Source organism: Agromyces sp. NPDC060279 (genome assembly GCF_042726785.1).
GTDB lineage: Bacteria > Actinomycetota > Actinomycetes > Actinomycetales > Microbacteriaceae > Agromyces.
On the sequence record NZ_JBHXBK010000001.1, the window covers coordinates 1,024,363 to 1,045,373 of the forward strand.

General features: G+C 72.4%; 13 protein-coding genes and 1 pseudogene. 4 read left to right on the top strand and 10 right to left on the bottom strand.

Features of this window, described 5'->3' with window-relative positions; all coding sequences use genetic code 11:
- The 4 genes and pseudogenes from ACFWE1_RS04875 to ACFWE1_RS04890 all read right to left on the bottom strand — a co-directional run.
- Positions 1-1,785 (bottom strand): annotated as a pseudogene (locus ACFWE1_RS04875) (hypothetical protein); the annotation flags it as partial.
- Positions 1,786-1,858: 73 nt separating this feature from the next.
- A complete protein-coding gene (locus ACFWE1_RS04880) occupies positions 1,859-2,170 on the bottom strand; it encodes a WXG100 family type VII secretion target (protein ID WP_189083696.1) in 312 nt (103 codons plus the stop codon).
- Positions 2,167-2,811 carry a WXG100 family type VII secretion target gene (locus tag ACFWE1_RS04885; RefSeq protein WP_376932371.1) on the bottom strand — a complete coding sequence of 215 codons (645 nt, stop codon included), beginning with the start codon at positions 2,809-2,811 and terminating at the stop codon, positions 2,167-2,169. Before ACFWE1_RS04885 ends, ACFWE1_RS04880 begins: the two co-directional genes overlap by 4 nt.
- 64 nt (positions 2,812-2,875) lie before the next feature.
- Entirely contained in the window at positions 2,876-3,169 is a 294-nt protein-coding gene (locus tag ACFWE1_RS04890) for a WXG100 family type VII secretion target (protein WP_056010942.1), read from the bottom strand.
- A gap of 174 nt (positions 3,170-3,343) precedes the next feature.
- Here ACFWE1_RS04890 and ACFWE1_RS04895 point away from each other — a divergent pair, with 174 nt between their 5' ends.
- Together ACFWE1_RS04895 and ACFWE1_RS04900 are read left to right on the top strand one after the other, a co-directional pair.
- Positions 3,344-3,961, top strand: coding sequence for a hypothetical protein (locus ACFWE1_RS04895; protein ID WP_376932372.1), 618 nt, complete (start codon positions 3,344-3,346; stop codon positions 3,959-3,961).
- Positions 3,961-4,701 carry a hypothetical protein gene (locus ACFWE1_RS04900; RefSeq protein ID WP_376932373.1) on the top strand — a complete coding sequence of 247 codons (741 nt, stop codon included), beginning with the start codon at positions 3,961-3,963 and terminating at the stop codon, positions 4,699-4,701. Before ACFWE1_RS04895 ends, ACFWE1_RS04900 begins: the two co-directional genes overlap by 1 nt.
- On the opposite strand, the gene ACFWE1_RS04905 is transcribed toward ACFWE1_RS04900, so the two are convergent.
- From ACFWE1_RS04905 to ACFWE1_RS04915, 3 genes are all read right to left on the bottom strand, one after another.
- Complete coding sequence (locus ACFWE1_RS04905) at positions 4,685-5,293, bottom strand: FHA domain-containing protein (RefSeq protein ID WP_376932374.1); 609 nt, start codon at positions 5,291-5,293, stop codon at positions 4,685-4,687. The genes ACFWE1_RS04900 and ACFWE1_RS04905 overlap by 17 nt on opposite strands.
- A gap of 80 nt (positions 5,294-5,373) precedes the next feature.
- Positions 5,374-9,708, bottom strand: coding sequence for an FtsK/SpoIIIE domain-containing protein (locus tag ACFWE1_RS04910; protein ID WP_376932375.1), 4,335 nt, complete (start codon positions 9,706-9,708; stop codon positions 5,374-5,376).
- Positions 9,709-9,730: 22 nt separating this feature from the next.
- Positions 9,731-10,840 (bottom strand): hypothetical protein, encoded by a 1,110-nt coding sequence (locus ACFWE1_RS04915; RefSeq protein ID WP_376932376.1) that lies wholly within the window; start codon positions 10,838-10,840, stop codon positions 9,731-9,733.
- Between the two features lie 51 nt (positions 10,841-10,891).
- On the opposite strand from ACFWE1_RS04915, the gene ACFWE1_RS04920 reads away from it, so the two are divergent.
- A complete protein-coding gene (locus ACFWE1_RS04920; protein WP_376932377.1) occupies positions 10,892-11,509 on the top strand; it encodes a hypothetical protein in 618 nt (205 codons plus the stop codon).
- Complete coding sequence (locus tag ACFWE1_RS04925; protein WP_376932378.1) at positions 11,506-12,276, top strand: hypothetical protein; 771 nt, start codon at positions 11,506-11,508, stop codon at positions 12,274-12,276. The genes ACFWE1_RS04920 and ACFWE1_RS04925 overlap by 4 nt, the downstream gene beginning before the upstream one ends.
- Before the next feature lie 7 nt (positions 12,277-12,283).
- On the opposite strand, the gene ACFWE1_RS04930 is transcribed toward ACFWE1_RS04925, so the two are convergent.
- From ACFWE1_RS04930 to rpoB, 3 genes are all read right to left on the bottom strand, one after another.
- The gene (locus tag ACFWE1_RS04930) at positions 12,284-13,321 is read right to left on the bottom strand and encodes a hypothetical protein (protein ID WP_376932379.1); all 1,038 of its coding nucleotides are present in this window, start codon (positions 13,319-13,321) and stop codon (positions 12,284-12,286) included.
- Between the two features lie 138 nt (positions 13,322-13,459).
- Positions 13,460-17,356 (bottom strand): DNA-directed RNA polymerase subunit beta', encoded by a 3,897-nt coding sequence (gene rpoC, locus ACFWE1_RS04935; RefSeq protein WP_376932380.1) that lies wholly within the window; start codon positions 17,354-17,356, stop codon positions 13,460-13,462.
- Positions 17,357-17,397: 41 nt separating this feature from the next.
- Complete coding sequence (gene rpoB / locus ACFWE1_RS04940; protein WP_376933064.1) at positions 17,398-20,889, bottom strand: DNA-directed RNA polymerase subunit beta; 3,492 nt, start codon at positions 20,887-20,889, stop codon at positions 17,398-17,400.
- Positions 20,890-21,011: the final 122 nt, after the last annotated feature.

The following is a 21,011-nucleotide window of genomic DNA, read 5'->3' on the forward strand; positions in this document are numbered from 1 at the left end:
ACCCGGCGTGCCCGCATCCACGGAGCCGGGCGTCCCGCCGTCCGCGTGACCGGGGGTGCCTGCGCCATCGCCGCCCGCGGTGGGCACGTCGACCGAGCCGCCGGCCCCGCCGTCGCCGGCTCCGCCGCCGAGGTCCCCGGGCGCCGAGGGGGCGTCCGTCGGGATGTCGACCGAACCGCCGCCGTCACCGGCACCACCGCCGGCGTCGCCGCCGCCGGGGGTCGGACCGTCGCTCGGGATGTCGACCCCGCCGCCGCCGTCACCGGCCGAGGTGCCGGCATCGCCGGCGCCGGGCGTCGGCGCGTCGTTCGGCACGTCGACCGCGCCGCCGCCGTTGCCGGCCGTCGCGGTGGTCTGGTTGCTTCCGCCGGGAGTCGGCGTGTCGGCGCCCGGCACGGTGACCGCCGGCAGCGTCGAGCCGTTGCCGGGACCGCTGGGCGTCGACGGGCTCGAGGGCCCGCCGTGGCCGCCGGGACGGCCCGCGAGCGCACCGCCGAGGAGCGCGCCGGCCGCGATCGAGCTGAGCGGCGAGAACGGCGTGCCGTTCAGGCCGGACTCGGCGAGGCCCGAGGCGAGCCCGTCGACCGCACCGCCGCCGGTCTCGACGGCGATGTGCGTGACGCGCTGCATGGCGCCCGGGTTGATGCGGTTCGTGAGCCGCCCCGCCGCGCCGGAGACCGTGCCGCCCGCCGCGCCGCCCGCCGCCGAGGCGAGGGCCGCGTTCAGCACGTTCTGCGGCTGGTAGTTCGGGTCGAGCGCGCCGCGCACCTGGTTGAAGGAGGCGGTCGTGATCGCGCTCGCGAGTCCGGCGGAGAGCGCCTCGCGAGCGACGCGGATGCCGCCGCGCACCGCCATGCGGGCGACGCGGAGGGCCGCCATGATGAGGCGGCGGAGCTTCTGGCAGAGCGCGGCGATCTTGATCGCCCAGCGCGTGACGGTGAGCATGATCTTCGCGGCCATCGCGGCCGCGCCGGCGCCGAAGGTCACGGCGCCGAGGAGCGCCCCGATGCCGATCTCGAGGGCGATCTCGATGGCCATCTGCGCGATGAACCAGCCGATCTCCTCCCACGCCTTGTCGACGGCGTCGATCATGCCCTGCGCGAAGCCGGCCATCGAGTTCGCGCTCTCGGAGAGCTTGCCGAACGAACTGCCGAGCGAGGTCTGGCAGCGGCGGATGTTGCTCGCCTGCGACGGCGGCAGCGTCATCGACGACACGTTCACGAAGGCGGAGCCCACCTCGGACTTCGCGGACGTCATCGCCTGCGCGAGGCTGCTCCACGCCTGCTGCGCGGTCGAGAGCTTGCCGCGGTCGGCCGAGGGCAGGACCACGCCGAGGGTGGCGAGCGCGTCCTTCAGGAAGTCACCGAATTCGCCGAGCGGACCCTCCGGGCCCTTGCCGAGCGCCGTGGGCACCGAGGCGTGCGGCTCGTTCACGACGGCGGTCTCCTCGGGGATGCTCGAGGAGGACGCGGGCTTGAAGGCGCCGACGAGCTGCGCCCCGTCGTAGGCGCGACCGGTGTTGCCGAGCGCCGCGTCGACGATGCGCAGGGCGTTGGACATGCCGTGCACGGCCTTCAGCAGGTCGACCGCGTAGCCGTCGTAGCCCGGCTCGCCGTCCTGGCCGTGCGCGAAGACCTCGGCCGACTCGTCGTCGCCGGCCATGCCGCCGGTGCCGCCGAGGGCCGACTCGCAGGCGCGCGCCGCCTGGGAGGCCGAGCTCGCGATCGAGAACAGCGCGGTGCCGTCGGCGGCGAGCCGTGCGGCGTCGAGGCGGACCTGCGTCATGAGTGCACTCCCGGTGGGATCGGATGGTGGATGTCTGGGGCTGATCGGGGCACGCGGAGCGCGCCGCGCCGGGTCAGCCGCTCAGGCCGTTGGCGAGGTTGCTCCAGGCGCCGTCGAGGGTCTCGATGGTCTCGGTGTAGGCCTGGTGGGCGCCGGAGACCTGGTCCTGCAGGCCTTCGGCGGCCTGGGTCATCGCCTCGGCGCCGAGCTGCCACTTCTCGAACATGCCGATGAAGTTCGCCATGGCGGGGCCCTGCCACTCGGCGGGCAGCATGTAGGCGAAGCCGCTCGCGCCCTGCTTCAGTGCGGAGCAGTACGTGACGAGCTCGCCCAGCATGTCGGCGAGTGCCTTCAGTTCGGTCGTGTCGGCCTGCTGCTCGCTCATGCGCCGGTGCCCTCTCCGTCTGCGGCGCCGATGACCGGCACCTCTCCGATCTCGACCGGCGCGACCTGTGCGGTGATCGCCGGCTCGCCGTCGGCGCCGAGGCGGAACACGCCCTCGCCGATCGAGTCGTCGTCGCCGTCTCCGTCGGTGTCGCCGGAGCCGCCGCCGGTGGCCTGCCCGCTCGACTTGCGCGGGCCGAGGGCCCCGCCGCCGAACTGCTCGACCTCGTCGTCGCCGGCGTAGTCGCGGCCGAAGAACTCGGCCATGTCCTCGGCCTTCTCCTCACCGCTCGCGACCCGCGTGCTGAGCTGGCCGGTGCCGGAGCGCATGGCGGCGAGCGCGGGCGCCCGGCCGGTGAAGGAGCGCTGCACGCCCGACTCGTTCTGCGTGTACGAGCCGTCGGCGGCGATGAGCCCGGCCTGGAGCGCGGCGAGCGACTGCCGGACGAAGCCGGCCGTGGTCATGAAGGTCGCCCAGCCCTCGGAGAAGCTCTCGGCGTCCTCGCCCTTCCACGTCACGTCGACCGTGCGCTTGACCTGCGCGTCGACGGTCGACAGGTTCGTGTCGAACGTCGCGAGCACGGTGCCGAGCAGCGCGGAGACCTCGCTGAGCGCCGAGGCGCGGACTCTGAACTGGACCACAGGGTTCCCTCCCGACCGGATTGGCTCCGCGGGCGGGTGCCCGCGGAGCCGTCAGCGACGGATATCAGCCGTTGAACGTGCCGGCGATGGCGTTCTCGCTGTCCTCGTAGGACAGCGCGGCCTGGTTCAGCAGGTCGCTGATGCCCTGCAGCGACTCCTTCAGCTGGAGACCGGCCTGGTCCCACTGCGAGTACAGCTCGTTGAAGCTCTGCGACGCGGTGCCCGACCAGTCGCCCGAGATGAGGCCCTCGACGAGGGACTTCAGGTTGGACAGCTGCGACTCGATCGACTGCGAGCCGCTCGAGAGCTGACCGGCGACCCCGGCGAGGGAGTCGGACGTAACGCGGATCTCCGCCATGGTTTCCTCCAGATTTGGCTGGTGTCGAGGGCCGGACGGGGATGTCCGTTCCCGGCGCGTGCCTCACGTTACCCGGAGTCGGCGCGGATTCCGATGGGGAGAACTCCCCGTCCGCCGCTCCCCCGGACTGGGTACAGTCGTTCTCGCCGCTGTTCTCCACGCGAAAGGCCCGCCGTGCGCCCCTCCGACGCCACCCTCGCCGCCCTGCCGGAGTCGTTCCGTTCCGCCCGTTCGACGACGCGGACGGTCGTGTTCTCCGTGCTCGCCGGCGTCGCGCTCGTCGCGCTCGTCCTCGTGCTCGTGAACTTCGGCGCGATCCGCGACGACGCGAGCGAGATGACCGGCCGCCGCTCGGGCCTGCGCGGCGTCGTCGCGCCGACCCTCGTCATCGTGACGGCCTTCTTCGCCGTGCTCTTCGCCTGGTTCGCGATCGGCGGCGCGCACCGCTGGATCCGCGTCGACACCGGCACGCCGCTCTCGGGCCGGCACTTCCTGGCGGCCGGCGGCCGGGCGGAGGCCGAGGCCCTGCACGCCCGCTTCGCGACCGGCGACCCGGCGGTCTACCTGCCCGTGCCGAATCACAAAAAGGGCGACATCCGCCTCTCCATCTACCTCGCCGTGCCGGACCGCACCGCGTACGTCACGGTGCGGCTCGGCAAAGAGCCCGGCGCGACGGGGCTGCCGCTCATCACGCTGCACGATCGCGCGTACGTGCAGCTGAAGCGGCTCGGCACGGGCGACCTCGTGCGCCCCTCGGCCTCCGGCGTCGTCGACCCGTTCCTCCGCGGCTGATGACGGTCCCGGTCGGCCCGGTGCGCTTCGTCGCGCAGCCCGATCCCGTCAAGGCCGCCTCGGTGCCGCGGTGGAACCGGCGGTTCATCACGACGGGCTGGGTGCTCCTCGTGCTCGCCGCCCTGGGCGTCGTCGCGCTCGTGGTCACGGGCTTCGGCAGCTGGTTCACGATCGGCCTCGTCGTCGTCTTCGGGCTCGCGGCCGGCGGCCTGCTCGTCACGAGCCTGCTGCGGGGGCGGATGCTGCGGCTGCTGCTCGCCCCCGGCGCGCCCGTGCTCGTGGTCACCGACACCGGGGTCGCGACCGCGGGGATGCCGGAGGTCCCGTGGTCGGAACTCGCCTTCGTCGGGGTGCTGAACGACCGCCCGCGCACGGCGCGGCTCCGCGCGGTGCCGATCTTCGGCCAGGCCGGCGGGCTCGCTCTGAAGGCCGGCAACGGCACCCTGCTCTGCGAGCTCGGCGTGCGCGACGGCGAGGCGCTGCGCGCCCGGCTGAGCGATCGGGGCGCGGCCTCCCGCATCGGACTCTACGGCCGCTGGCCCGACGGCGCGAGGCGAGGGCTCGTGCCGCTCCTGATGGACGCGGTGCTCACCGACGACGTCGCCGCGACGGCGGTGCAGCTGCTGCTCGCCGAGGCATCCGCCCGCGGCATCCCGCACGCGCTGTTCGAACAGGCGCTGCCGTTCACCGCGTGGAAGGGCCCCCTGCTCGACCCCGCGTGGCCTACGCCGCCTGGATGACGAAGCTCAGATCGCCCAGCCAGACCGTGTCGCCGACGACGGCCGGCACCCGGGTGCCGGCGCTCTCGAGCTCGATCTCGCGGCCGCCCCGCTCGAGGCGCGAGCCGTTCGCCGAGCCGGCGTCGCCGACCGTGATGCCGCCGCCGGCGACCTCGAGGAAGAGGTGCACCCGCGAGACGGAGCGGGTGTCGTCGAGGACCTCGACGGCGCGGGCACCCATCGCGAGCGCGGTGTCCGCGGGCTTGCGGCCGATGACCGCCGCCCCCTCGACGACGACGCGCTGGCCGGTGGAGAACAGCAGCTCGACGCGCTCGACGGCGGCCGGAGCCGCGGTCGGCGGCGCCGGCATCGTCTCGACCCGCGGGGTCTGCTGCCACGGCAGGGAGCGCGGCAGCGGCACGGGCTCGACGGGAGCCGCCTGCACGGGCGCCTGCGCGACCGGGGCCGCGCTCGGCGCGGGCTTCGCACCGGCGAACGGCGCGGGCACGGGTGGCGCGCTCTGGGCCTGCGGGATCAGCTGACCGCACGAGAGGCAGTACATGCTGTTCGGCTCCAGCGTCGCATCGCAGTACGCGCAGCGGGCAGAGGCCACTCGGATCATCCCCTTCTCGACGGGCTCGGGCCCGATTCCCCCGGGTCCAGCCCGGCCAGTCTACGTGCGCCGGAGGGCGCCTACTGCCGAATGTCCGGCACTCGCACCGGCAGCCAGCCGCCGGGCGTCGTGAGCACCGCCGTGCCGGGCGTGCCCCGGCCCAGCATGAACTTCGGCACGGGCGTGCCGATCGCCTGCGTGCCCATGATCGTCGACTCCGGCCGGAGCAGCAGGGCGCGCCGCGAACGCTTGGCCTCGACCACCGGGCCGCCGAACAGGGTCGACAGCGACTCGGAGTCGGCCGCGACGATGAACGTCGCCCGGTGCTTCGCCCCCGTGAGGGCGTGCTCGAGCGGCGCGTTCTTGTACTGCTCGGCGTCGTCGACGACGACGGTGACGTGCTCGCCCGCGGCGTCGAGGATCGGGTCGAGCTCGGCGGGCGTCAGATCGCCGCCCTGCACGACCGGGATGCTGTGCGCCCCGGCGACCTCGGTCAGGATCGAGTCGCGGGCCGAGACGACGACGAGCGGGGTCTTGCGCCAGGCCAGCTGATGCACGATCGCGGCGAGCGCCGAGGAGCGGCCGGACTTGCGCGCCCCGGTGACGAGGAAGCCTCCGTCGGCGGGCCAGTCGAGGGTGAACCGCGAGAGCAGGTCGCCGCCGACCGCGACGACGGGGCCGTCGGCGGGCCCGGAGTCGCCGAGGGGCAGCTCGTACGCCGCCGTGAGGGCGTAGTGCCCCGGCAGCGGGTCGACCCGGAACGGCGAGGGCAGGGCCTGCAGCTGCGGGAACTGGTCGTAGTGGTCGCGCACCTGCTCCACGATGCGGCGGAGCGCCGTGGTCTGCGCCTCGCCGCTCGTGTCGCGGCTCAGCACCGCGAGCTGCGCCTCGGCGCCGGCCGCGCCGAACAGCACGCGGCCGGGCGCCAGGTCGAGCGGGATGTCGCGGGCGAGGATGCCGGCGGTGCGGTAGTCGGCGATGTCGCGCATCGGCAGCACGTACTGCTCGTCGATGAACGCGACGACCTTGTCGCCGGTGATGCCGCGGTCGCCGGTGAGGAGCACCCGCACCCCGACCGCCGGACCCTCGCGGAGCACCCGCATGAACTGGTCGCGGAAGGTGACGAGCTGGTCGGGGTTCATCGTCGAGAGCATCCGCTCCCAGCCGTCGACCGCGACGACCGCGTACGGCAGGCGGGTCTCCGGCGTGGACTGGGCGCGCTGCTCCGAGATGTGCCCGACGCCCGCGGCCGACAGCACCGCCTGGCGGCGGCCGAGCTCCTCCAGCAGCCGCTGCACGAGCCGGGGCAGCCGGTCGGCGTCGAGCTGCGTGACGACGGCGCCGGTGTGCGGCGCGTCGACGAGGGGCAGCAGCGCGCCGTTGCCGAAGTCGATGACGTAGAGGTGCAGGTCGGCGGGCGAGAACTCCTGCACGAGCTGGCCCAGCATGGTGCGCAGCGCCGTGGTGCGGCCCGACATCGCCCCGCCGAGGAAGAGCACGTGCGAGCCCTCGTCGACGCGCCAGGTGAGGCTGCGCTGCGACTGCTCGCCCGGGACGTCCTCGAGGCCGAGCACGATCGACTGCTCGGGGATCGCCTCGTCCTGGAACTTCTCGAGCGGCAGCACCGTCGGCAGCGGCATGAGCCACGGCGAGGGGTTCTTCGGCACGCCGAGCTGCGCGGTCGCGGCCGTGATGAGGTTCACGATCGCGCGCAGGTCGGTGTCGTCGTGGTCGGTGTTCTGCGCCTGCGTGGAGACGGGCTTCGGGTAGCGCACGGGGTAGCCGAGCTCGTCCCACTCGAGCGGCGCCTTGCGCGGCAGCACCTTGACCTGGCGCTGCACGCCGGGGCGGATGCCCGCCACGCGCGCGGTCTGGAACGGCGCGGGCGCCGAGGCCGGGCCCGTGCGCACGTAGCCCCGGCCGGGCGTCGAGGCGCTGATCAGGGCGGCCTCACCCGAACCGAGGATGTCGGCCGAGTCGGCCCGGTCGGTCACCCGCAGCGCGACGCGCAGGTTGATGTTCGACTGCATCTCGGGCGTGACGACGCCGGAGGGCCGCTGCGTGGCGAGCACGAGGTTGACGCCGAGCGAGCGGCCGACGCGGGCGATGCGGACGAGGCCGTCGATGAACTCCGGCAGCTCGGTGCGGAGCTCGGCGAACTCGTCGATGACGATCATGAGCCGGGCGAGGCCGCGGCGGGCGGCCGTGTCGGCGTCCTTCGCCCACGCGGAGTCCACGTCCTTCGCGCTCATGTCGCGGAGCACCTTCTCGCGGCGCTTCAGCTCGGCGTCGAGCGAGGCGAGCGCGCGCTCGGTCTCGCGGGCGTCGAGGTTCGTCACCATGCCGACGGTGTGCGGCAGCCGCTCGCAGTCGGCGAAGGCGGAGCCGCCCTTGTAGTCGACGAGCACGAAGTTCAGGGCGTCGGGCCGGTTCGCCATCGCGAGGCTCACGACGAGCGCCTGCAGGAACTCGGACTTGCCGGAGCCCGTGGTGCCGGCGACGAGTGCGTGCGGGCCGTCGCGGGAGATGTCGATCGCGAACTCGCCCTCCCCCGTCGCCCCGACGACGACGAAGGTGTTGCGGGGGTGGGTCGACCAGCGCCGCACGAGCGGCTCCGGGTCGTCGAGGTCGAGCTTCATCAGCTCGGCGAAGCGCACCGCCGTCGGCAGCATCGCGTCGTCGCCGACGCCGCTCACGTGCCGCAGCGAGCACAGGCTGCGGGCGAGCCGCTCGCAGTGCGCGGTCGACAGGCCGTCGACGAGCACGATGGGCCAGTACTCGGCCCCCGTCTCCACGCGGGCCATGGCGGGGTCGCCGTGGTCGATCGCGACGACGCTCTTCGCCTCCTCGGGGAGCCGCGCGCGCTCGGAGTCGAGCGCGACGACGTGGATGCCGTGGCTCGCCCCGTGCTCGAGGAGCGGCACCATGCCGGGCAGCATGCGGTACTCCCGCGCACCGTCGACGACGACGAGCACGTCGCTCGGCGGCTCGGCGCCGCGCTGCCCCGACTGCCGCATCCGCTGCTCGAGCATGACCCCGAGTTCGCGCACCCGCTCGCGCCGCGTGTCATCGGTGTTGCCGATCGCCGCCGCGGCCGCCCCGCCGGCGGCGGCGTGCGGCAGCCACTGCACCCACGACCAGTCGGGCGCGGCGTCGTCGGGGCAGACGACGACGAGCTCGGCGTCGCGCGGCGAGCGCAGGGTCACCCAGCTCGCGACGACCGAGCGGGCCACCGAGCGCACCGCGTCCTGCGGACCGGCGATGCCGAGGGGCCCGGCGCGGAGCTCGGCGGCCACGGGCGCCGGGGAGACCCCGACGCGGCGGGCCTCGCCGCGGTCGCGCCCGCCGCCCTCGAAGCGCACGTCGAGGGCGACCTCGGCGACGCCCACGCGCATCGAGAGCGCGTCGACGTCGCTGCGGCGACGCTCCCAGAGCCGGGAGAGGGGCCGGGTGGCGATGTCGAGGATGACCACGGGGTCGGGCAGCCGGTACCAGCGCTCGATCCGCTGGCGCTTCGCGAGCTCGTCGATGCGGCGCTCGGCGATGCGGACCTCCTCGATCCACTGCTGCTCGGTCTTCACGCCCTTCTTCTTCGCCAGCTTGCGGTTCGTGAGGAACGAGCCGACGACCATGATCGGGCTCGCCGCGGCCATCAGCAGCATGATCGGGCGGCCGAAGACCACGGCCATGGTCACGCCGAGGACGACGGGGATGATCGCCGACAGCCACGGCAGCGGCGACTGGTCCGGGTCCTCCGGGCGGTCGCCGGGCAGCGGCACGACCGGCTGCTCGGCGGCGGGGCGGATGCGCGAGGGCCGGTTGAAGCCGCGGTCGCCGAGCGCGTCGCGGGTCAGGTCGGCATCGGCGGCCGGCGCGATGCCGAGGCGGACGACGCTGCTGCCGAGCTGCACGAGGTCGGCGGGCACGATCGACGTCGGCCCCTCGATGGGCTGCCCGTTCACCCAGACGGCGGCGCCGGGCACGGGTTCGACGGTCGCCCCGAGCGGTGCCGGCCGACCGTCGGCGGAGACGCCGTCGGCGATCGTGAACGTCGCATGGGTCGGCTGCAGCGCACTGTCGGCGATGGCGAGGGTCGCACCGGCGGCGCTGCCCACGGTCACGGCGGCCCCCCGGGCCACCGGGGCCGTCTCGCCCGCGAAGGGGCCGCCGACGAGCTCGAGGCGGAGCGTGCCGGGCTGCAGCGAGGCATCGGCCGCCGCGGGCACGGTCGCCCCGGAGAGCAGGGTGCTCTCCGCGAGCGGCGCGGCGGGGCCGGCGAGGGGGTCGAGCGCCTCGCTCGGCAGGCCGAGCGACTCGGCGACCTCGCCGACGGTGGTCGCCTCGTCGACGTCGAGCGCCCAACTTCCCGCGGCGTCCGGGCTCGCGCTGCGATCGATCGTGAGTCTCAGGCTCATGGCGTGCGCCTCCAGCGACTGGTCATCGGGCCCCCACACGGTCGAGGGCGGCGAGGAGCGGGGCGAGCAGACCGCCCGCGCCCTGGTGGTCTTCGACGGGCACGCGCGGCACGATCGCGCTCGCGACGCCCCGCTTGCCCTGCTTCGGCTTCGCGATCGGGGCGGTGCCGGGCCGCAGGGACGCGGACGCGGCATCCGCCCCGTCGTCGCCGGCCGGCACGAGCGTGACCGAGGCGAGCGCCTGCTCGCCGCCCGTGGTCGCGAGCTGCACGGCGAACTGGTCGGCCGCGCCGTCGCCCCGGTACTCGATCGCGCCGTCGGCGTCGCAGCGGAGCTGCCCGCGGATCGCGGTGCCGCAGCCGACGAGCACGAGCTCGTCGTCGCCGAGCACGAAGCCGAGCTGCTCGAGCGAGAGCTCGGCGGCGCCCTCGTCGAGCTCGACGACGAGGTCGCTCGTCACGAGCGGCGCCGCGCCGGGGCGGAGCACGGATGCCTGGATCACCCCTTCCGGCGACCAGGCGCCGTAGTCGTCGGCGAAGCGGTAGACGAGCTCGGCCGGGCCGGTGTAGCCCTGCGCGGCCCGGAAGACGAGGTGGGTCGGCGTCGCCCAGAGCGAGCCGGCCTGTGCTGGGTGCACGGCCACGGCGCGGAGCCGGCCGCCGGCGCCGCACACCGCGCACTCGACGCCGAGCTCCGAGATCGGCAGCCGGAGGAGGGCGCCCGCCGCGGTCGGCCGGAGCGCCCGGGCGGGCTCCGCGCTCGGCGTCTCGGGGGCCTCGAGGCTCACCCGGTACTCGGCGACGGTCGTGATGCGGCCGTCGGTGAGTGGGACGGGCACGGCGACGGCCGCGGCGTCCGGGTCGTAGTCGGGGGCCGCGAGCGAGATGCTGCGCTCGTCGCAGCCGACGACGAGCGGGGTCGCCTGCGCGGGCACCCGGCAGTCGGTGATCCGCCACGGCGCCGCGATGTCGATCGTGGTGCTGCCGCGGTACGGGATCGCGACGTCGCCCGAGCCGGGCCCGGGGGGCGCGTCGCCCGCGGCCCCGGCCGGCGGGGCCGCAGCCAGGGCGGCCAGCACCGCGAGCAGCATCGACAGCGCGGCGGCGCCGAGCCGTCGTCGCGTGCTGCCCACTCCGGTCCCCTCCCTCGCGTGCCCCGTTCGGGGCAGGCGCACCGATATAGCATGGTACGCGGTCGCGCGGCCGGGCCGGGCCCGCTGCGCGCCGCCGAGCCGTTCGACCCCGAGGGAGCCGAGATGACCGACCGCACGCCGCCGCCCGCCGCAGGGCCGGCCGCGCTCGGCCAGACGCCCGCGCCGGCCCGGGTCGCCGGCGGCGCCCGCGCCCTCGGCAGCGGCTCCTCGGTGCTGCCCGAGCTCGCCGAGGCCCCGCCGCGCACGCGACGCTGGTGGCTGCACCCGGCGTTCCTCGTCTCCGTCGGGCTCACCTTCCTGGCGCTCGCGGGCGCCCTCGCCTGGTGGATCGTGTCGATGGCGACCGATTCGAGCGTGCGCGTCGAGGGGCTCACCGCCTCGGTCGAGTCCGGCAATCTGCGACTCGACTGGTCCGGCCCCGACGCCGACTACCAGCTCTTCGTCGTCGACGGCGACGGCACCCAGTCCGATCTCAGCGGGCTCGTGCGCGGCACGGAGGCGTGGATCCCGGCCGCCGCAGGCCTCGCCGACGACCGCAGCTGCTTCGTGGTGCGCCCCGGCGGCACCGAGGGCGAGGTCTCGCTCGACGCCGCCACGCTCTCGGGCCAGCGCGGGGCCAGCGTGTGCGCCGCGGACGCCTCCTCATGAGCCGGGCCGGCGGGGCGCGGTCGACGGGGCGCCGCCGCGGCATCCGCGCCGCCCTGCTGCTCGCGGTGCCGCTGCTGCTCTCCGGCTGCGCCGCGACGCCCCCGCTGCCGACCGAGCCGCCCGGGATCGACACCGAGTCCTTCGACGGCACCAGCGGCAACGGGCTCTGGCTCGTGCCCTCGACCGAGCTCGCTGATCGGATCCTCGACGCGGTGCGCGGCGGCGGCTCGGTCGCGGTGACCGGGACGGTGCACGAGTTCGTCACCTCCGAGGAGGGCGAGCTGCTGCCCGGGCGCACGATCACGGTCGACTACGCGGGACGGGCGGGCGCGTTCCGTGCGAGCCTCGCGGCCGACGGCGTCTCGACCTCGATGCTCGTCGACGAGGGCCGCACCGCGGTGCGGGGCAATGCCGCCTTCGCCGCCGCGAGCGAGCGGCCCGAGCTCGTGGAGGGCGTCTGCACGGTCGGCGCCGACCCGGCGGTCGCCCAGTGGGCGCCGTTCACCGACCCGGAGGCCCTGCTCGAGGCGATCCTCTCCGGGGCGGAGCTGTCGGTCGCCGCCCCGAGCGGCGACGGCGAGACGCTCGCGGTGCAGATCGGGGCGAGCGACAGCCGTGCCGGCGTGCTCGTCGTGGAGCGCTACGGGCCGCCGCTCCCCCGCGCGCTCACGCTCGCCGAGACCGACGGCGACGCCGAGCTCGCGTTCGCCGACTGGGGCGCGGAGCTCGAGCTCGGCGCCGCCGCCGCCGAGCTCGGCTGCGAGTAGCCCGCGCTCAGCGCAGCTGCGCCTGCGGCCCCGCCGCGATCTCGCGGTCGTAGGCCTCGAGGGCGAGCCGGTTGCGCTCGGTCACCTTGCGGCCGCGCGCCGCGATCCAGCCGCCGAGCCAGATCGGGATCTCCCGGGCGATGACGGCCGCCACGATCGCGAAGGGGTCGAGCCAGCGCTGCGCCACGAAGCCGGGCACGTCGCCCGGGGTGATCGTCCACGCGACCGACCAGAGCGCGCCGCCCACGTAGGAGAAGTACACGGCGACGGCGACGAGCAGGCCGAAGACCGCGTAGCACCACCAGCCGCCCTTGTTGACGATCGCGGCGAGCAGCGCGAAGCCGAGGAAGAACACCGCGACGGGCACCCAGAACAGCTGCTTGGTCGCGAACTGGGTGAGCTGCTCGGTCGCCGAGCCCGCATCGCCCTGGCTGAGCAGCAGCAGGTACGCGGCGCCCAGGTACAGCGCGGCGAAGAGCACGGTGCCGATGAGGGCGACGAGGATGCCGAAGCCGCGGTTGCCCTTCGCCTTCGGCGGCTCGGGGGCCTGCACGTAGACGGTCTGCGGGCCGGCCGTGTATCCCGGCTCCGGGGCGAGCGTGGCCGCCCCGGCCGCGGCGCCGGCCGCAGCGCCCGCTGGGACGTAGGTCTCGCGGCGGACCGTGTCCGCCGCGACGGGCTCGGGGTACTCCTCGGCGGGCGCGTCGCCGCCGGGGACCACGCCCGCGCGCTGCACGGCGGCGTCGAGCCTGGCGTTGGCGTCGAGGTCCTCGTGCGCGGGCTCCGGCTCCTCGATGACGCCGGGGGCCTCGCCGAGGGCCGCGCTCGCGGACTCGGGGGCCGGGGCGGCGTCGTGCGCCGGTGCGTCGCCCGCGGACGGGGCGGGCTCCTCAGCGGGCGAGGCGGGCGCCGCGACGGGCTCCGGCAGCACCGCGGTCGGGTGCTCGGTGTCCGCGTCGCGCGCGGCGGGCGCGAGGTCGGCGTTCGCGGCCGAGTCGTCGCTCGCGCGCGTCGGCTCGTCGTCTCCGGGCGTCGTGCTCGTCATGGTCTGCTCCCTCCGGGCACCCCGTGTGACCGATTCGGCTCATGGTAGCGCCGCGGCGGCCCCTGCCCGCGGAAGCGCGCGGGAGACGCCGAAGGGCCCCGGATCGCTCCGGGGCCCTTCGGGTTCAGCGCGTCGCGCTCAGCTGTAGTTGCCGGGCGTGAAGTCGTCGCTCGAGAACGCGTCGAAGTCGACGAAGCTGAGGTCGCCCTCGTTGAACGACGCGTCGTCGGCGAAGATGCGGTTCGGGTAGCGCTCCGCCTTCGCCTCCTCCGTCGCCTCGACCGTGACGTTCCGGTACTTCGGAAGGCCCGTGCCGGCGGGGATCAGCTTGCCGATGATCACGTTCTCCTTGAGGCCGACCAGCGGGTCGCTCTTGCCCTCCATGGCGGCCTGCGTGAGCACGCGGGTCGTCTCCTGGAAGGACGCGGCCGACAGCCACGACTCGGTCGCCAGCGAGGCCTTGGTGATGCCCATGACCTCCTGACGCGCCGAGGCGGTCTTCTTGCCCTCGGTGAGCGCCGCGCGGTTGATCGAGTTGTACTTCGACCGGTCGACGAGCTCGCCGGGCAGCAGCTCGGTGTCGCCGTGGTCGACGACGGTGACCTTGCGCAGCATCTGGCGCACGATGACCTCGATGTGCTTGTCGTGGATCGGCACGCCCTGCGAGCGGTACACGTCCTGCACGCCGTTCACCAGGTGCTTCTGCACCTCGCGCACACCCTTGACCCGGAGGACCTCCTTCGGGTCGACCGTGCCGACGATGAGCTGCTGGCCGAGCTCGACGTGCTGCCCGTCCTCGACGAGCAGCGTCGAGCGCTTGAGCACGTTGTACGTGATCGGCTCGTCGCCGTTGTCGGGGGTCAGGATGACCTTGCGCTGCTTGTCGGTCTCGTCGATCGTGATGCGACCGGGGGCCTCGACGATCGGCGACGCGCCCTTGGGGGTGCGGGCCTCGAAGAGCTCCTGCACGCGGGGCAGACCCTGCGTGATGTCGTCGGCCGAGGCCGAACCACCGGTGTGGAAGGTACGCATCGTGAGCTGGGTGCCCGGCTCACCGATCGACTGGGCCGCGATGATGCCGACGGCCTCGCCGATGTCGACGAGCTTGCCGGTCGCGAGCGAACGGCCGTAGCACTTCGCGCAGACGCCGACCGCCGACTCGCAGGTGAGCACCGAGCGGACCTTGATGGACTCGACGCCCGCCGCGATCAGCTTGTCGATGAGCACGTCGCCCACGTCCTCGCCGGCCTCGGCGACGACCTCGCCCGCGGCGCTCACGGCGTCGGCCGCGAGCGAACGGGCGAACACGGAGTTCTCCACGTTCGGGTCGCGCACGAGCTCGCCCGAGGCGTCGGTGAGGCCGATCGGCAGTTCGAGGCCCTTGCCGGTGCCGCAGTCGTCCTCGCGGATGATGACGTCCTGCGAGACGTCGACGAGACGACGGGTCAGGTAGCCGGAGTCCGCGGTGCGGAGCGCCGTATCGGCCAGACCCTTGCGGGCACCGTGGGTCGCGATGAAGTACTCGGCGACCGAGAGGCCCTCGCGGTACGAGGAGATGATCGGGCGAGGGATGATCTCACCCTTCGGGTTGTTCACCAGGCCTCGCATACCGGCGATGTTGCGCACCTGCAGCCAGTTACCACGGGCGCCCGAGGTCACCATGCGGTTGATGGTGTTGTCGGTCGGGAAGCTCTCCTGCATGGCCTTGGCGACCTCGTCGGTGGCCTTGGTCCAGATCTGGATGAGCTCCTGGCGGCGCTCGAGGTCGGTCGTGAGACCCTTCTCGAACTGCGACTGCACCTTGGCGGCCTGCTTCTCGTACTTCGCCACGATCTCGCCCTTGCTCGGCGGCGTGATGATGTCCGAGAGCGCGACGGTCACGCCCGAGCGGGTCGCCCAGCGGAAGCCGGCGTCCTTGATGCGGTCGAGGGTCGCGGCGACCTCCGTCTTCGGGTAGCGCTCGGCGAGGTCGTTGACGATCGCCGAGATCTGGCCCTTGCCGGCCTGCTTGTTGAAGTACGGGTAGTCGACCGGCAGCGCCTCGTTGAAGATCGCCCGGCCGAGTGTGGTCTCCAGCAGGAACGACTTGCCCGGCTCGAAGCCCTCCGGCTCCTGGCCCTCGGCGAAGTGCAGGCCCTCGAGGCGGATCTTCACGACCGCGCCGAGGTCGAGCTTGAGGTCGCCCGGACGGTTCTGGTCGAACGCGAGGATCGCCTCGGCGATCGACGAGAACGCGCGGCCCTCGCCGGCGGCGCCCGGCTTCTCGGTCGTCAGGTGGTGCAGGCCGATGATCATGTCCTGCGAGGGCAGGGTCACCGGACGGCCGTCCGACGGCTTCAGGATGTTGTTCGACGCGAGCATGAGCACGCGGGCCTCGGCCTGGGCCTCGACCGACAGCGGCAGGTGGACGGCCATCTGGTCGCCGTCGAAGTCCGCGTTGAACGCGGCGCAGACGAGCGGGTGGAGCTGGATGGCCTTGCCCTCGACGAGCTGCGGCTCGAACGCCTGGATGCCGAGACGGTGCAGCGTGGGCGCACGGTTCAGCAGCACGGGGCGCTCGCGGATGATCTCCTCGAGCACGTCCCACACCTGCGGGCGCGAACGCTCGACCATGCGCTTGGCGGCCTTGATGTTCTGCGCGTGGCTCAGGTCGATGAGGCGCTTGATCACGAACGGCTTGAAGAGCTCCAGCGCCATCTGCTTGGGCAGACCGCACTGGTGCAGCTTCAACTGCGGGCCGACGACGATGACCGAACGGCCGGAGTAGTCGACGCGCTTGCCGAGCAGGTTCTGGCGGAACCGGCCCTGCTTGCCCTTCAGCATGTCGCTGAGGGACTTCAGGGCGCGGTTGCCGGTGCCCGTGACCGGGCGACCGCGACGGCCGTTGTCGAACAGGGCGTCGACGGCCTCCTGCAGCATGCGCTTCTCGTTGTTCACGATGATCTCGGGGGCACCGAGGTCGAGCAGGCGGCGGAGACGGTTGTTCCGGTTGATGACGCGGCGGTACAGGTCGTTCAGGTCGGAGGTCGCGAAGCGGCCGCCGTCGAGCTGGACCATCGGGCGCAGCTCCGGCGGGATCACCGGCACCACGTCGAGCACCATCGCCGCCGGCGAGCTGCCGGTCTGCAGGAACGAGTTGACGACCTTGAGGCGCTTGATGGCGCGGATCTTCTTCTGACCCTTGCCCTCGGCGATCTGCAGGTGCAGGTCCTCGGCCTCGGCCGCGAGGTCGAACGAGAGCAGGCGCTTCTTGATGGCCTCGGCGCCCATGTAGGCCTCGAAGTACATGCCGAAGCGGTCCTGCAGCTCGTGGAAGACCGAGTCCTCGGGCTTCAGCTCGCCGACCTTCAGCGTGCGGAAGTCCTCCCAGACGCGCTCGAGGTGCGCGATCTGCTCGTCGGCCGACTTGCGGACCTGGGTCATCTCCTTGTCGGCGGCGGCCTCGGCGCGCTTGCGGACGTCGGACTTGGCGCCGTCGGCCTCGAGCTGCGCGAGCTCCTCCTCCTTGCGGGCCATGAGCGTCGCGATGCGGGCGTCGCGCTGGTCGCCGATGGTCTTGATCTCGAGCCGGAGCTCGTTCTCGAGGCCGGGCATGTCGGCGTGACGGCCGTCCTCGTCGACATCGATCACCATGTAGGCGGCGAAGTAGATGACCTTCTCGAGGTCCTTCGGCGCCATGTCGAGCAGGTAGCCGAGGCGCGAGGGGACGCCCTTGAAGTACCAGATGTGCGTCACCGGGGCGGCGAGCTCGATGTGGCCCATCCGCTCGCGGCGGACCGAGCTCTTGGTGACCTCGACCCCGCACCGCTCGCAGACGATGCCCTTGAAGCGGACGCGCTTGTACTTGCCGCAGGCGCACTCCCAGTCACGGGACGGCCCGAAGATCTGCTCGCCGAAGAGCCCGTCCTTCTCGGGCTTCAGCGTGCGGTAGTTGATGGTCTCCGGCTTCTTGACCTCGCCGTGGGACCACTTGCGGATGTCCTCTGCGGTGGCCAGGCCGATACGAAGCTCATCGAACGTCGTTGCGTCGAGCAATTTCTCTCCTAGATTCCTGAAGTCGTTTCGTACCTGGCGGTTCAGATCTCGTCGATGTTCGACGACTCGAAGCGCGCGGAGATGTTGATGCCGAGCTCCTCCGCTGCGCGGAAGGCCTCGTCATCGGTGTCGCGGAGCGAGACCGCGGTGCCGTCGGCCGAGAGCACCTCGACGTTCAGGCAGAGCGACTGCATCTCCTTCATGAGCACCTTGAACGACTCGGGGATGCCGGGCTCCTGGATGTTCTCGCCCTTGACGATCGCCTCGTACACCTTGACGCGGCCGAGGATGTCGTCGGACTTGATCGTGAGGAGCTCCTGGAGGGCGTAGGCGGCGCCGTACGCCTCGAGCGCCCACACCTCCATCTCGCCGAAGCGCTGGCCGCCGAACTGCGCCTTTCCACCCAGCGGCTGCTGCGTGATCATCGAGTAGGGGCCGGTGGAGCGGGCGTGGATCTTGTCGTCCACGAGGTGGTGCAGCTTCAGGATGTACATGTAGCCGACCGAGACGGGGTACGGGAACGGCTCGCCCGAGCGACCGTCGAACAGCTGGGTCTTGCCCGAGGAGTCGATGAGGCGCTCGCCGTCGCGGTTCGGCAGCGTCGAGTCGAGGAGACCTGCGATCTCCTCCTCGTGCGCGCCGTCGAACACCGGGGTGGCGACCTTGGTGCCGGGGGCGGCCTCGCGGGCGCCCTCGGGGAGGGACTTCGCCCACTCCGGGGTGCCGTCGACCTTCCAGCCCTGCTTCGCGACCCAGCCGAGGTGGGTCTCGAGCACCTGGCCGAAGTTCATTCGACCCGGGATGCCGAGCGGGTTCAGCACGACGTCGACCGGCGTGCCGTCCGCGAGGAACGGCATGTCCTCGACCGGCAGGATCTTCGAGATGACGCCCTTGTTGCCGTGGCGGCCGGCGAGCTTGTCGCCCTCGGTGATCTTGCGCTTCTGGGCGATGTACACGACCACGCGCTGGTTGACGCCCGAGCCGAGCTCGTCGTCGCCGTCCTGCGAGTCGAACACCTTGACGCCGATGATGGTGCCCTGCTCGCCGTGGGGCACCTTCAGGGAGGTGTCGCGGACCTCGCGGCTCTTCTCGTTGAAGATCGCGCGGAGCAGGCGTTCCTCGGCGCTGAGCTCGGTCTCGCCCTTCGGCGTGACCTTGCCGACGAGGATGTCGCCGGGGCGCACCTCGGCACCGATGCGGATGATGCCGCGCTCGTCGAGGTCGGCGAGCAGGTCGGGGCTCACGTTCGGGAGATCGCGGGTGATCTCCTCCTTGCCGAGCTTGGTGTCGCGGGCGTCGACCTCGTACTCCTCGATGTGGATCGAGGAGAGGACGTCGTCCTTCACCAGGTTCTGGCTGAGGATGATCGCGTCCTCGAAGTTGTGGCCCTCCCACGGCATGAACGCCACGAGGAGGTTCTTGCCGAGCGCGAGCTCGCCGTTGTCGGTGGCGGGGCCGTCGGCGATGACCTCGCCGACCTCGACGCGCTCGCCGGCCGAGACCACGACGCGGTTGTTGTACGAGGTGCCCTGGTTCGAACGGTCGAACTTGCGCAGGTAGTACGTCTGCGTGCCGCCCTCGTCGAGCTGCACGGTGACGGAGTCGGCCGAGACCTCGGCGACGACGCCCGCACGGTCGGCGGTGATGACGTCACCGGCGTCGACGGCCGCGTAACCCTCCATGCCGGTGCCGACGAGCGGCGAGTCGCTGCGCAGCAGCGGCACGGCCTGGCGCTGCATGTTCGCACCCATGAGGGCGCGGTTCGCGTCGTCGTGCTCGAGGAACGGGATGAGGGAGGTACCCACCGACACCATCTGGCGCGGCGAGACGTCCATGTAGCCGATCTCGGCGGCCGGGAACAGGTCGACCTCGCCGCCCTTCTTGCGGGCGAGCACGCGGTCCTCGACGAAGGAGCCGTCGGCCTTCAGCGGCGCGTTGGCCTGGGCGACGATGAAGTCGTCCTCCTCCGACGCGGTCAGGTAGTCGATCTGGTTGCTGACCTTGCCGTTCTCGACGCGGCGGTACGGCGTCTCGATGAAGCCGAACGAGTTGATCCGCGCGAACGAGGCGAGCGAGCCGATCAGGCCGATGTTCGGGCCTTCCGGGGTCTCGATCGGGCACATGCGGCCGTAGTGCGAGGGGTGCACGTCGCGGACCTCGACGCCCGCGCGGTCGCGCGAGAGGCCGCCGGGGCCGAGCGCCGAGAGGCGGCGCTTGTGGGTGAGGCCGGCCAGCGGGTTGTTCTGGTCCATGAACTGCGACAGCTGCGAGGTGCCGAAGAACTCCTTGATCGCGGCGACGACGGGTCGCACGTTGATCAGGGTCTGCGGGGTGATCGCCTCGATGTCCTGCGTCGTCATGCGCTCGCGGACGACGCGCTCCATGCGGCTGAGGCCGGTGCGCACCTGGTTCTGGATGAGCTCGCCCACCGCGCGGATGCGACGGTTGCCGAAGTTGTCGATGTCGTCGACGTCGAGGCGGATCTCGACCGCCTTGCCGCCGCGGCGACCCGGCAGGGTCTCGCGACCCTCGTGCAGCGCGACGAGGTACTTGATCGTCGCGACGATGTCGTCGACGGTCAGGACCGAGTCCGTCAGCGGGGCCTCGAGGCCGAGCTTCTGGTTGATCTTGTACCGGCCGACCTTCGCGAGGTCGTAGCGCTTCGGGTTGAAGTAGAAGTTGTCGAGGAGCGCGCGCGCGGCCTCGGCGGCGACCTGCTCTCCCGGACGGAGCTTGCGGTAGATGTCCTTGAGCGCCTCTTCCTTCGTGAGGATGTTGTCCTTCTCGAGGGTGAGGGCGATCGACTCGTAGCCGGCGAACTGCTCGAGGATCTCCTCGGAGGTGAGGCCGAGGGCCTTCAGGAAGACCGTGACCGACTGCTTGCGCTTGCGGTCGATGCGGACGCCGACCTGGTCGCGCTTGTCGATCTCGAACTCGAGCCAGGCGCCGCGGCTCGGGATGACGCGAGCGGAGTAGATGTCCTTGTCGCTCGTCTTGTCGGGGGTGCGCTCGAAGTACACGCCGGGCGAACGGACGAGCTGCGAGACGACGACGCGCTCGGTGCCGTTGATCACGAAGGTGCCGCGGGCGGTCATCAGCGGGAAGTCGCCCATGAACACCGTCTGGGTCTTGATCTCGCCCGTGAGGTGGTTCATGAACTCGGCGTTCACGTAGAGCGGTGCGGAGTAGGTCTTGCCCTTCTCCTTGCACTCGTCGATCGTGTACTTCGGCGGCTCGAGCTCAGGGTTGGTGAACGAGAGCTGCATGGTCTCGCCGAGGTCCTCGATCGGGGAGATCTCCTCGAAGATCTCCTCGAGGCCGGTGGCCTCGGGCAGGTCCTTCCGGCCCTCTGCCATGGCCTGCTCGACGCGCGCCTTCCACGCGTCGTTGCCGACGAGCCAGTCGAAGCTCTCGGTCTGCAGGGCGAGCAGGTCGGGGACGGTGAGGGTGTCGGTGACCTTCGCGAACGAGAGGCGACTTGCCTCGCGTCCGTTCTTGGGGGTGGGCGTGGTCGCGTTGCGCGCAGCAGCCAAGGAAATGACCTCCATGGGCCCGTCGGCCCGGTTCATTGTCACAAGTGGAGAGTTGCCCCGAGACGTGTGCGGGAGTCGGTGATCGCGAGATCACGGACTACACGGAGCCGACCGCAATATGA

Bases quoted from the DNA above. Each gene is read 5' to 3' on its own strand.
- ACFWE1_RS04880 (WP_189083696.1), bottom strand. From the start codon at position 2,170: ATGAGCGAGCAGCAGGCCGACACGACCGAACTGAAGGCACTCGCCGAC.
- ACFWE1_RS04890 (WP_056010942.1), bottom strand. From the start codon at position 3,169: ATGGCGGAGATCCGCGTTACGTCCGACTCCCTCGCCGGGGTCGCCGGT.
- ACFWE1_RS04900 (WP_376932373.1), top strand. From the start codon at position 3,961: ATGACGGTCCCGGTCGGCCCGGTGCGCTTCGTCGCGCAGCCCGATCCC.
- ACFWE1_RS04910 (WP_376932375.1), bottom strand. From the start codon at position 9,708: ATGAGCCTGAGACTCACGATCGATCGCAGCGCGAGCCCGGACGCCGCG.
- ACFWE1_RS04920 (WP_376932377.1), top strand. From the start codon at position 10,892: ATGGTACGCGGTCGCGCGGCCGGGCCGGGCCCGCTGCGCGCCGCCGAG.
- ACFWE1_RS04925 (WP_376932378.1), top strand. From the start codon at position 11,506: ATGAGCCGGGCCGGCGGGGCGCGGTCGACGGGGCGCCGCCGCGGCATC.
- ACFWE1_RS04930 (WP_376932379.1), bottom strand. From the start codon at position 13,321: ATGACGAGCACGACGCCCGGAGACGACGAGCCGACGCGCGCGAGCGAC.